This is a genomic window from Bacillus sp. FMQ74 (assembly GCF_001875785.1).
GTDB lineage: Bacteria > Bacillota > Bacilli > Bacillales > Bacillaceae > Bacillus > Bacillus stercoris.
On the sequence record NZ_MOEO01000023.1, the window covers coordinates 1 to 13810 of the forward strand.

Below are 13810 nucleotides of genomic sequence, written 5' to 3' on the forward strand. Positions count from 1 at the left end.
TCATCTTTCGAAAGCGGAAACTGGCGCTGCATGCCGGTCAGAAAAGAAACAGCCTGGCGGTGCTCGACGGCTACCCCTTTTGGCTGCCCGGTGGAGCCCGACGTATAGATGACATAAGCGAGAGAACTGCCGCTAACAGAAGCAGACACATGACGTTCTGCTTCTTCTCGCGCAAGAGATGTTAAGTCAACTTCAAGCGTCTCTCCGGAAAAGCTCGGTGCGGAACATCCCGGCTGCGTCAGCAAGAGAACTGCACCGCTGTCTTTGAGCATGTAGCTCAGCCGATCATCCGGATATGCAGGATCAAGCGGCAAATACGCCCCGCCAGCTTTCAATACAGCAAGTACAGCGATCAGCATGTCAGGTGACCGCTCAGACAGGACACCGATGATGCTTCCCTTCGAGACACCGCGTGCCGTAAGGCGGGCAGCCAGCCGGCTGGCATACATGTCGAGCTCAGCGTATGTCAGCGAACCGCCTGAAAATCGAATGGCCAGCCGCTCCGGTGTGAAAGCCGTCTGTCGTTCAAACAGACCGTGCAGAGTTGGAGCTTCAGGCGAAACAGATACTGACCTGTTGTTTTGAGAAACGATTTTCCGTGTTTTGTTCTCATCTAGCAATGTCATCTTTGACACAGGAAGAGAAGGATCAGAGATGACGTCAGAGACCATGTGCAGCAAATAATCTTCTATTTCAGACATCATGCTTGGATGATAAGCGCCGGTCTGAAAATGAATCCGAACGTACAAGGTACGGCCTGGGATCACTTTGACACTGCAACTATAATTGGTCACCTCTTCCATCTCAAAATCTTTGACGGAGAAATCAAATGCCCCCGCTTGATTCAGCCCTTCAATCTCTTGCTGGGCAGGTGTATTTTCAAAGACGATAATATGATCGATCAACTCTTGCTTAAGAGCACTCTGCGCCTGAATATCATACAAGGGGAAGTAACTATAGGCTTCTGCCTCATTCATGTCCTTTTGCATTCTCCTGACTAGGTCAGAAAAAGACAGAGAATCACTTTGGGCTCGAATAGGAATGGTATTGATAAAAAGCCCGACCATGTTTTCCACATCTTTTAGCTCAGAAGGTCTGCCTGATATAACTGAACCGAACACAGCATCGCTGCTGCGATTGAACTTTTGAAGCATAATCCCCCATAAAGCTTGGAAAACAGTGTTTAGTGTCGCACCAGAAGCTGCTGCGATTTTCTGTAATTCGGAGGTTTCTTTTTCAGGAATAGTAAACGTGATCTGCTGTAATGTCCCATTCGGCATTTGATCTGTTCTTTTCGGGAGAGGTGTAGATTTTTCGAAATGCTGAAGCCGCTTTTTCCAGTACTCAGCTGCTTCTTCACGATCTTGCTGCATCAGCCATTTAATATACGTCCCGTACGGCTGTACGGGAGGCAAATCAGGAAGCAGGCCTTTACCCAGCGCTTGATAAATGTGAAGAAAATCTTTAATGACGATGCCTAAACACCAGCCATCCATTAAAATATGATGGTGGCTCCAAATACAGACATAACGATCAGGCGTCCATTTTAAAATAGATATTCTCATCAGTACATCCGTTTGCAGATCGAATCCCCTGGATTTATCCTGCTCTTTGAATGCCTCTGTACAATGTTCTTTATCTTTTTCATTGAGATGAGAAATATCTTCAAAATGAACATGGCAAGGACGTTGCTTGAGCACAACCTGACGAGGCTTGGCTACATTTTTATAGATGAATGCTGTTCGAAAGATATCGTACCTGTCAAAAACAGCATTCATACTTTTCTGGAAACGCTCCAAGTCAAGCTGTCCATTGATCGTAAAAGAGGCCTGTTCAAAATAAGCTCTCGACTGTTCATCATACAATGAGTGAAAAAGCATCCCTTCCTGCATAAAAGACAAAGGGTATATATCCTGTATTTCGGTTTGCTGCGGCATCGGTTGAATCTCCTCTCCCTATAGTTTGTTGACGGCTCCCATAATCTCGTTCAATTCATCAAGCGTTAAATCTTCATCAGTGAAATCCGATGCGCTCCATTCTCGGCTTTCTTTGCCCGTACAATGCTCAATGATGTTTTCCAATGTCTGTTTAAAATGCCCGGCAAATGTTTGGATTGTTTTTTCCTCAAATTGTAGCCTGTTATAGATGATGTGCAGGTTCAGGCATCCCGAAGAAATGGCACCGCTGATATCCATTGCATAAGGCCGCTCCCAGTTCGGGCTGATCTCATTTCCTGGCTTGATGTCAGACACTTCAAAGGCTTTTGATTGAATATCCTGATCAAACTGACCTAAATAATTAAAGCTGATTTCCGGGCTGTTTTTCTCAGAGCCCCATTTTTTGTTGATATATTTCAGCACACCGTAGCCCACGCCTTTATGCGGTATACGATGCAGCATGTCTTTTGTCTGTTTAATGAGGTGGCCCAGCCGCTCATCGTTATTCTTATGTTCAGAATCGCTCATATCAAGCCACACAGGATAAATGGAGGTGAACCAGCCAACAGTTCTGCTAATATCAATGTCGTCAAGATAGGATTCCCTTCCGTGGCCCTCCATGCTAATTTTAAATTGGTTATTGCCCGTCCATTGCTGCAAAGCAAGTCCTAAAGCTGTCAGAAGGATATCATTCATCTCCGTGCTGTAAGCTTTATGCACAGCCGTTAACAGTAATTCTGTGTGATGGCGGGACAGCTCAAAATCAATCATTTCTGTATCTATGAAAGTGTTAGGTGCTGCGTCATTGTCTTTTGGAACAGGCTGAATGTGACGGTTCTCGCACTCATCCCAATACGCTGCTTCGCGCTGCACTTGGCGGCTTTTAGAGTAGTCAGCTATTTTTTGTGAATACGTTAAATATGAGTCTGTTTTTTGCGGCAGTTTAATAGATTCTCCTGAGACTGCCTGTTTGTAAGCTGTTGAAAAATCCTCAAACAAAATGCGCCAAGAAACCGCATCAACGACTAAGTGATGAATCGTCAGAAACAAATGATCACCACTCTCAGTTCTAAACAATCCAGCGTGAAGCAAGGGGCCGGTTTCCAAACGCATTTGCTCCTGCATATGGCTGGCTGCTTCCTTAATCCTGTTATGCGCGTCTGTTACGTTATCCTTTACATCAAACAGTTCAAAAGCATATAGCTCCTCATCTGGCAGATCTATGCCTCTGTTTAGCTGAACCGGACTGCCATTTTCATACCGGCATATGACTCTCAGTGCGTCATGATGAGTTACCAGGCTTTTTAGCACCTTTTTGAGCGCAATCTTGTCAAATTGTTCAGACCGGTAGAGCATAACGGACTGGTTAAAATGATGGCTTTCCAGAGATTGCGAGAAAAACCATTGCTGGATAGGTGTCCAAGTGATCTCACCTTCGACCGGACCTTGGTCAATGACGCGTACGGCTTTTCGGACACGAGCGGACAGTTCACCAAGAGTCTGATGTTCAAACATCTCACGTACTGTCGTTTCAAATCCGCGCTGCTTCAGTCTGGCACAAACCTGCAACGCTTTAATAGAATCTCCGCCCAGTTCAAAAAAATTAGCGTTTACGCCCAGCTCATCTACATCAAGAAGCTCCTCCCAAATTTCAGCCATCACCTTTTCAATCTCATTTCTTGGGCTGATATCATCAGCAGTATAAGCGTGTTTTTCAGGTTCCGGCAGGGCTTTCTGATCAAGCTTTCCATTAACAGTTAGCGGGATGCTATCAATCTGTATCAAACGGGCGGGCAGCATAAAATCAGGCAGCATGTTTTTTAGAGAAGTCCGGATATCTGATGGATTCGCGGTCTGTTGATCTTTTATCACCATGTAAGCATATAAAGCTGTTTCCCCTTGCTCGTCTGCTCTGGTAACGACAGCCGCCTCTTTAATCATTGGAAGCTGGAGAAGAGCCGCTTGGATTTCACCCAACTCGATACGATGTCCTCTGACTTTCACCTGATCATCAATGCGCCCTAAGTATTCCAGCTCGCCATTTGACAGGCGTTTAGCAAGATCTCCCGTGCGGTATAATCTGTCCCCCGGAAGGTACGGATTGGGTACAAAACGGTCAGCGGTCAACTCATCTCTGTTTAGATATCCCCGTGCCACACCTTCACCGCCTATATACAGCTCCCCTGGAACTCCGATAGGCAGCAGATTCATATGAGCGTCCATCACATATGCCTGCAGCGTTGAAAGAGGCCGGCCGATATTGCTTTTATTTTTTGCAATATCTGCTGCGGACAATTTTTTGAACGTAACATGTACCGTCGTTTCTGTAATACCGTACATATTGATGAGATCGGCATGAGAATATTTTTCATTCCAGCTTTGAAGCATGCCGGGCTGTAAAGCTTCACCGCCAAAAATGACGTAGCGGATGGTTAATCGATCCGGATGGTTTTGATCTTCATGCATCAGGCCGTAAAAAGCTGTCGGGGTCTGATTGAGTACAGTGACGCGTTCTTTTTTTAACAATAATCGGAATGCCTGGGGATCACGGGCTGTTTCCTTAGAGACCACGACTAGTGTACTTCCGTTCAATAACGCACCAAACATTTCCCATACAGAGAAATCAAAACAATATGAATGAGAGAACGTCCAGACGTCTTCATGGCCAAATTCAAAAGGTTGGTTTTGATGCTTTAAGAGACTGATCACATTGCGGTGCTCGACAATGACGCCCTTTGGCTGGCCAGTCGTTCCGGATGTGTATATCACGTATGCGGGCTGATCTGTTAATATTTCAATGTTTAAATCAGCCAAAATTGAGTCGTTTTCGCCTTCATCGATATACAAAATATGTCCGTTGTAGTCTGTGGGCTTGTTTTGACTGCGCTCTGTCAGCAATATCTCTGTACCGCTATCATTGAGCATAAAGCTAATACGTTCCTGAGGATATTCAGGATCAATCGGCAAGTAGGCCCCTCCAGCTTTTAAAATCGATAAAACACCAATGACCATATCAGGTGACCGATCGAGCATCAGACCGACGATATCCCCAGTGCTGACTCCTCGTTTGATCAGCAAAGCAGCTGTCCGCTCGGCTTTTTCATTCAGCTCTCGATAAGTAAGCTGAGAGTTACCGCACACCACTGCGAGATGCTCCGGATGTTCAGCGGCTTTTTTTTCAAATAAGCTTACAATGTTTTCATTTCTTGGATAAGCTGCATACTGTCCCATTTTTTCAAGGAACAAGTCACGCTCTTCAGAAGGAAGCAATTGAATATCCGAAATTCTCATCTCGGTATCCGCCGTTACACTTTTTAACAGCTCAATAAAATAGGATGCCCACCGTGCAATGGTCTCTTCTTCAAAAAGAGCAGTGCTGTATTCAAAACGGCAGCGAATTCCGCCAGAATGCTCCTCAGCGTGCAATGTCAGATCGAATTTAGATATATCGTGTTTAGGAGTGATAGACGAAATCGATAGACCTGGCACTTCGAACTGAAAATCATCACTGCTTTGCAGCACAAACATCGCGTCGAACAGCGGGTTGCGATTTACTTCTCTATGTGTATCGAGCTTATCTGCCAGCTTCTCAAAAGGATAATCCTGATGCTCATAAGCTGTCAGAGCCAGGCAGCGAATGTCCTGCAAATAAGAGCTGAACGTTTTGCGGCCCTCGGGCTGGCAGCGAATTGCTAATGTATTGACGAACATCCCAATGACGCTCTCCAGATCGGCGTGCGGTCTTCCGGAAGCAGGCGAGCCGACAACAATATCCTCTTGTCTGCTTAGCTTAGATAACAAAATAGAATAGGAAGCCAGAAGGATCATATACAATGTTGTTCCTGTTTCAGCCATTACCCGGTGCAGCTCATCAGCCGTGTCTTTATCAATGTTGACTTCGATTGTTCCGCCGCTGAAATCTGGGAGACGCGGTCTTGTTTGATCAAGCGGTAAATCTAATACAGGAAGACTGCCCCCTAGCTGATTGAGCCAATAGGCCTCCTGTTTTTTGTGTAATTCTTTAGGATACTTCTCTTGCTGCCAAACAGCAAAATCTTTATAATGCAGGTTTAATGCTGGAAGCTCTTTTCCGCAATATAAGTCAGTAAATTCTTGGACTAAAGTGCTAATCGAGACACCGTCAGCGATAATATGATGCATATCAAGCAGCAAAAATCCGCGGTTATTGCCCATCGAAGCGAGGCATGCCCTAAAAAGCGGGCCGGACGATAGATCAAACGGTTTGATAAAGGACTCAATTGCAGACTCAAGCATTTGGTCTGATTCCATTTCAAGCTCTTTCAGATCAAAGTCCATCTCAGGATAAATGAGCTGTACGGGCTCTCCTCTATCAATCACAAAAACTGTCCGCAATGCTTCATGCCGATTCACAAGTTCTGCGAGAACACTTCTCAGACGCTGACGATCGAGGTATCCGCTTAATTCAAGTACAGCGGGCATGTTATAGCCTGTGCTGTCATCTGCCAGCTGATGAAGAGCATATAATCGTTTTTGTGAGAAAGACAGCGGATAGACATCTCTTTGATCCGCAGGTTCAATCTGTGTAAAAGCATGTTCTTTTAAGTTCATCAATTTGACAGCCATGCTTTCAATTGTCGGATTTGAAAAAACCTCACTGATCGGCAGCTCAATATTAAGCTTTTTATGTATTCTTGATACAAGTAAGGTCGCTTTTAAGGACTGTCCGCCTAACTGAAAGAAATCATCACGAATGCCGATTGGCTGTTTATTCAGCACATCTTCCCAAATACGTGCGAGATCAGCTTCGATTAAGGTTCGGGGCGCCATATATGTGAGGCTCGTATTTGTTTCAGGTTCAGGAAGTGCTGAGCGGTCAAGCTTTCCACTGGATGTTAATGGCATCCGGTTGATGTTGATCATACTTGCTGGAATCATATAGGACGGCAATGTCCCAACAAGATGCCTATACAAATCTGGGAGACTGTTTCTCTTTTCCGGAACGATATAAGCAACAAGCTCTTTTTCCCCAGCAGAAACATCACGGGCCAATACGGCTGCTTCCTTTACACCTGGTATCTGTCGAAGAACCGTTTCAACCTCTCCCAGTTCAATGCGGTAACCCCTAATTTTCACTTGATCATCAAAACGTCCAATATATTCAATCGTTCCATCCGGCAATAAACGGCCTGCATCACCTGTTCGGTATACGCGTTCCCCTTCAAGGAATGGATGGTCGTAGAAGGCTTTCTCTGTCAGCTCCAGCTGTTTGTAGTATCCTCTCGCAAGGCCCGCGCCGGAAATACACAGTTCGCCCGCCGCGCCGATCGGCTGCATCTGATTTCCGTGTAAAACAAATACTTTCGTGTTTGCTATCGGGTGTCCGATCGTGATCATCTCTTTTTCGTTCAGTTGACGCAGTATTGTTGTTGCCACACTATTTTCGGTCGGCCCGTATTCATTTGCCAATTCTGCAGAAGGACAAATCTTTTCGCTCATCTTAAGCAGGTCAGGTGTGACCGCTTCACCAGCAAATGTCACAATACGAAGACTTTTTGCATCCTCAGCAGTCATCACTTCCAATAACACCCGGTACAAGGAAGGAACAATGATCATGTGATTGACCTTATAACGGGCTATTTTTCTCTTAAGGGCTAGCACATCCTTCGCTTCGTCATCCGTTGTCAGCAATACGCAAGCACCGGATAAAAGCGGGGTAAATAAGCTCGTTACACAGCCGTCAAACACGTATGAAAACAAATGCAGGGATATATCCTGTTCGGTCATGCCATACTCTTCCCGTCTCCATTGCAATGTATTGGCAATGCCTTGATGTTCAACAAGAACACCTTTAGGCCGCCCTGTCGTTCCTGACGTATAAATTAAGTAGGCAAGATCACCAGGCGGCACATCTGGAGCTGCTGTTTGGTGGCTTTCTGTTCGTTCTATCGGTATAATTTTTCCTTCATAGTGCGACGGGATAAATGTCATAAGGTCTTCTTCTATCAACAATTGAGCCGCTTGACTGTCCTTCAGCAACAAAGAAAGACGTTCTGTTGGAAAATTTGGATCAAGCGGCATATAAGCGCCCCCCGCTTTCCAAATCCCAAGTAAAGCTGCTGGCATTTCCATTGACCGCCTCATCATCACAGCGACGATATCTCCAGATCCAACCCCTTTTTCTATGAGAGCATGCGCAATCTGATTGGCCCTTCCGTTTAATTGGCGATAGGTCCAGCATTCGTCTCCCATTTTCAATGCAGCCGCTTCGGGTGTTTTGTAAGCTTGTTCCTCGAACAATTGGGATATCGCTTTGTTCACATAAGGACGCTCTGTTTCATTAAACAATTGGATAACCTGTTGTTCCTCCGGCGGCACGATATTGATGTCACTGACGGCAACATCGGGATGTGTCACAATGCATTCTAGCGCTTGCTTTAGATGGCCTTGTATCCGCAGCATCTCCTCACGTTCATAAACGGCTGCGTTGTAGCTGAATTTGATATAAAATGATTCTCCCGGAACGATAACGATATTAAAGTCGTAATTGGTTTGCTCCGACATTGAAATGTCACCCAGCTTCAGCGCATTTTCCTCATTCTCGCTCTCGATGCGAAGGGCCTGATCAAGCTGTACAGGATAATTTTCAAAAACAAAAATATGATCGATCAAACCCTGCTTCAATGGACTATGGTTTTGAATGTCATAAAGCGGATAATACCCGTGCTGTTCAGATGATAAAAAATCCTCCTGCACGGATTTGGCCAGCGAAGAAAACGTCATGCCCTCGGCAGATCGAATTCGCACTGGGACTGTATTTATAAACAAGCCGACCATTGATTCAATCCCGTCAATCGCTGACGGGCGCCCAGAAATAACGGAGCCAAAAACGACATCATTAGCGGCATTATATCGATGGAGAAGCACGCCCCAAATACTCATAAACAACGTGTTTAGTGTGACTCCCCATTTTTGGGCGGCCTCAGTCAGTTTCTCAACCATTTCCGGTGCTAAAGAAAAGCGGATCTGAGCGGCTTCGTAATCCCTGTCCGCTGGGCGGCTCTTTATCCGGGGAATAGAAGCAGTATTGCCGTACTCCTTCAAATATCCGCTCCAATAAGCAGCAGTCTCTTCTTGATCTTGTTCTCCGAGCCATTCAATATAACGGCTGTACGGCACCGTCCTGCCAAGCTGTACAGGTGAGTTATTTTTGAGTGAATCATACATGCTGAAAAACTCTTTCAGAATAATGCCGAGACACCAGCCATCCATGATGATATGGTGATGTGTCCAGACACAAGTATATTGGCTGTCGCCTCTATCAAAAAGGGCAAGGCGCATTAATGGATCTTTTTGCAAATCAAATCCTTTTTCCCGATCCTTGATCATAAAAGCATCAATCAGTGCCTGCTGGTCTTGCTCAGCCAGGCGAGAAATATCTTCTCTATATACTGTCAATTCACGTTTTGACAAGACTACCTGCTGCGGCCCTGTAAGATCTGGTACTTCTTTAATGAAAATCGTTCTGAAAATATCATACCTGGAAACAAGAAGGTTTAAGCTCTTTTGAAACGAGTCGATGCATAGATTCCCTGTGATCGTAAACGAGGTCTGTTCGACATAGGCTTTTGAGCTGAAATCCATCAGTGAATGAAACAGCATTCCTTCCTGCATGTGCGATAACGGATAAATATCTTGAATTTGCGCCGATTGTGCCATCAATTCCACACACCTTTTCAAAAGTTAAAGATCTTTCACCAAATTTTCGATGCTAGATAATGCAGACAACGTTAATTCCTTATTGCTGAAATCACTCAGCGTTTTTTCGCGTGCTTTTTTCTGTGAACAATGCTCAATCGTCTCGATAAGATGTCTGTGAAAACAATCCATAAAGCACTCAATCGAGTGTTTGCTGAATACTTGGGTGTATACCGCTTTTACGTGAAGCCGTCCATCTGTAATGAGAGCATTGATGTCCAGCTCATATTCTCGTTCTCTCTCACCCGCTATGTCGTAACGGGGCTGGTAATATGATAATTGAAACGTTTCAGCTTCCTTCGCTTCGCTAAATTGACCGAGATAATTAAAGCTGACCTCAGGCTCTTTATGACGCAGTTCTCCTATGTGCGTTAACAATCCGTAACCAGTTCCTTTGTTCGGGACTCTTCTCAGCATATCTTTTGTCGTCTTAATTCGGTATGCGAGCTGATCCTCGAAAGGCACGGGAATACCCATGTCTAGCAGAATAGGGTAAATGGATGTAAACCACCCAACTGTCCGAGAAATATCAATGTTTGGCACATGCCCTTCTCTACCGTGTCCCTCAGTGCTAATCAGGATTCGGTCATGCCCTGTCCATTCAGAAAGCGCCATTCCTAAAGCCGTAAGCAAAAGTTCGTTGACATCAGTGCCATAGGCTTGCTGAGTTTCAAACAGCAATTTTTCAGTCCAGTCCTCGGACAGCACAAATGCTTGTGCGTCACTGTTCATTTGGAGTCTGCCCGGCACATTTTCTATGTCCTTAGGAAGAAAAGCAGTGTGAGCGTCTAAAATCGTTTGCCAATACGTTTTTTCTGAAAGTAATTGTTTACTTTCAGCTATTTGGGCAAGACCATTGGCGTAGGACGAATAAGAATCGGTTTTTAGCGGCAATTGGATTTCTTGTTTTTCTAAAGCCTGCTGGTATGCCGCCGCTAAATCCTCAAGCAGAATCCTCCAAGAAACGCCATCTATCACTAGATGATGAAGCGCAATCAGAAGATGATCCCCTTCTGACGTTTTAAACAAACCTGCTTGCAGCAGAGGCCCTTGTTGTACATTCATTTTGCTTTGAATGACCGTTTCCTCAGCGGCTAATTTTTCATCAAGATGATTCCTTTCCAGCGATACTTTTGTCCAATCTGAAATATAAAGGCCAAACAGTTCATCATCCTTGTGATTGATTCCGCGATTAAACTGAGTGACATAGCCGTTTTGGTCACGTTGGAAAATCATGCGAATGGCATCATGATGCTCGGTTATTTTACGCAGCGCTAGACGAAGCGCGTTAGCATTGAATCCTTTTTCACTGAAAAGCATAACGGCCTGGTTGTAATGATAGTGAAAAGCATGGACCTGTCCGAAAAATCTTCTCTGAATCGGGGTGAGTTCAGCTTCACCTTCCACAGGTCCCTGGTCCGCTTGACATGCCAGCGGTGTGATATGTCCGCTTAGTTCCTGAATCGTTGGATAACGGAATAAGTCGCGTATTGTCATGCTCCAGCCTTCAGCTGCCAGCCGTGCTGACACTTGTAATGCTTTAATTGAGTCTCCGCCAAGCTCAAAAAATGAATCGTAAATACCGACTCGTGACATGCTCAGTACATCTTCCCATATATACGCTATCGTTTTTTGTATGTCGTCAACTGGTGCGGTATATGGACGCGACAACACATCATTTGGAGCTGGCAAGGCATTTCTGTCCAGCTTTCCGTTTAGGGTCAGCGGCATGTTTTCTAAAGGAATCAGATGTGCAGGAATCATGTACGCTGGCAGCTCCTTTGTTAAAGCAGAACGGAGAGCATTCGTATTGACATCTGAAGGCAGAATGTATGCTGCCAAACCTGCATGTCCATTCTTATCATGCTGAACGGTAACAGCAGCTTCTCTGACAAGCCCCGTTTGAAGCAGAACACTTTCAATTTCTTCTGTTTCAATTCTGTATCCATTTATCTTCACCTGATAATCCATTCGGCCAAGAAGCCGGATCGTTCCGTTCGGAAGGAAGCAGGCGCGATCGCCGGTTCTGTACAGCCTTTCTCCAGAGACAAATGGATTATCTGTAAATTTCACTTGAGTTAAGTCAGGTTTATTATGATAGCCTTTCGCAACACCTGCCCCGCCGATGCACAGCTCACCGGCAACGCCGATCGGCTGAATTTGATCAGTCTGGCTGAGTACGTACATGCGTACATTCGGCAGCGGGCTGCCGATTGGTACGTTATCGCCCGTACACTCTTGACCCATACTTGTTTCATAAAAGCTCGAATCAATGGTTGCCTCTGTGACACCATAGCTATTGATGATGCGTATGCTTTGGCCAAATCGGTCTGTCAATGTTTTGAAATCTTGAGCTTTCACCATGTCGGAACCAAGAATCAGTATGTCTAGGTAAGGAAGCTTGAGCTTGTTACGGTATATATACTCCATAAGCGGGATAATGAGAGCCGGTGTTGACTCCATTATCGTGATTCGACGGGAGCTCATGATTCCATATAATTCAGCAGGTTCCAGCCTCTTTTCATCTGAACAAACGATTAGCGTCCCGCCGTTTGTCAATGATCTCGCCAAATCTCCTGAAAAGACATCGAATGAAAAGCTCGCGATTTGAAGCAGTCTGACAGGCTTCCGATCCAGCTCATAAATTTGACGCCAAGCAAGAGCAGCATGAGTAAAATTCTGATGGGTGACAATAACACCTTTAGGCGCACCCGTCGTTCCTGACGTATAAATGATATATACAGCCTCTTCAGGAGCAGGAGATAAGTTAAGGTTGCAGTTACTTTCTTCATAAGAGCTCTCATCATCAAGGCAGATGTGAGACATCTCAGATTCAGGCGAGTTCGAAATCAAATGCTTCAACTCTCTCTGTAAAAGAAGAATATCTGCCCCGCTGTCACGAAGAATATATTCAATACGAGCTTTTGGATAGTGTGAATCGATTGGGATATACACTCCGCCAGCTTTCATCACTGCCAGCACGCCAACAATTGCATCAATGGATCTCTTGGCTAACACTGCCACAGTTGACTTCGGTCCTTTTCTGTTTTGCAATATTCGTGCCAGACGATTGGCTCTTTCATTTAGAAGCCGATAGCTAATCTCTGTTTCGTTATCAATAACAGCTATATGTTCTGGAATTTCTTCAGCTTTCGCTTCAAATATGCGATGAAAAGGAACATCATTTTGAGCAAATTCAACTTGAGTTTTGTTAAATGTAGTAAGAATTTTTTGTTTTTCTTTTTCACTAAGCATATTTATTTGTGAAAGCCTTGTTTCAGGATTAGAAATGGCCGCATGCAGAAATTCGATAAAATGAGCTGCCCAGCGTTCAATCGTAGCTTTCAGGAACACTTCTGTACTAAATTCCAATTCGCAGCATACGGCTTCATCTGTTTCGGTTGCTATTAACGTGATATCGAATAAAGATATGTGATGTGCGAATTTGGCAGGCCGGACTGTTATCTCTTCCAGATCCATCTCCTGCTTTTCCATATTTTGAAGAATAAACATCGCATCAAATACTGGATTCCGGCTCATATCCCGCGTCACTTTAAGCTTATCGACAAGCTCTTCGAACGGATAATCCTGATGCTCATTAGCTTCCAATGCAGTCTCGCGCACTTCCTGCAAATACTGTACAAATGGCTTTCCGCCCTCCGGGCGTGTCCGAAGCGCCAGCGTGTTCACAAACATGCCGAGTATCGGCTCAAGATCCTTGTGCGGCCGGCCGGCAATTGGCGAGCCGACGATGATATCTTCCTGACCGCTTAAGCGTGACAATAACGCTGTGTAAGCCGCAAGGAGCACCATGTACAGTGTGCTTCCGTTCTCCCGTGCCAGCTTGTGAAGACCTGATACCGCTTCTTGATCAAGCATAAATGAGACCTTGTCACCCGCGAAGCTTCGCACCGGCGGGCGGGGTTGATCAGCCGGGAGATCCAGCACCGGCAGCTCGCCCTTGAGCTGCTTCAGCCAGTACGCCTCCTGCGTTTTGTACGCATCCCCGGTTTTAAATCCTTCTTGCCATACGGCATAATCTTTATATTGAATGTGAAGCGCCGGAAGGGTCCGGTTGTTGTACAGCTCCCCGAATTCCCGAATCAGAATGTTGACGGAAACACCGTCTGAAATGA

At 45.2% G+C, this 13810-nt stretch carries 3 protein-coding genes; all 3 read right to left on the reverse strand.

Annotation, left to right across the window (positions count from 1 at the left end; all coding sequences use genetic code 11):
* Nucleotides 1-1937, reverse strand: a 1937-nt coding sequence (locus BLL41_RS21620) for a condensation domain-containing protein (protein ID WP_141770221.1), incomplete at its 3' end; no start/stop codon positions are given.
* An 18-nt stretch (nt 1938-1955) separates the two neighbouring features.
* Nucleotides 1956-9635 carry a non-ribosomal peptide synthetase gene (locus tag BLL41_RS21625; protein WP_071579380.1) on the reverse strand — a complete coding sequence of 2560 codons (7680 nt, stop codon included), beginning with the start codon at nt 9633-9635 and terminating at the stop codon, nt 1956-1958.
* Nucleotides 9636-9659: 24 nt separating this feature from the next.
* A partial coding sequence (locus BLL41_RS21630; RefSeq protein ID WP_141770222.1) for a non-ribosomal peptide synthetase occupies nt 9660-13810 on the reverse strand: 4151 nt, incomplete at its 5' end.

Coding starts and splice junctions, on each gene's coding strand:
- BLL41_RS21625 (WP_071579380.1), bottom strand. CDS start 9,635: ATGGCACAATCGGCGCAAATTCAAGATATTTATCCGTTATCGCACATG.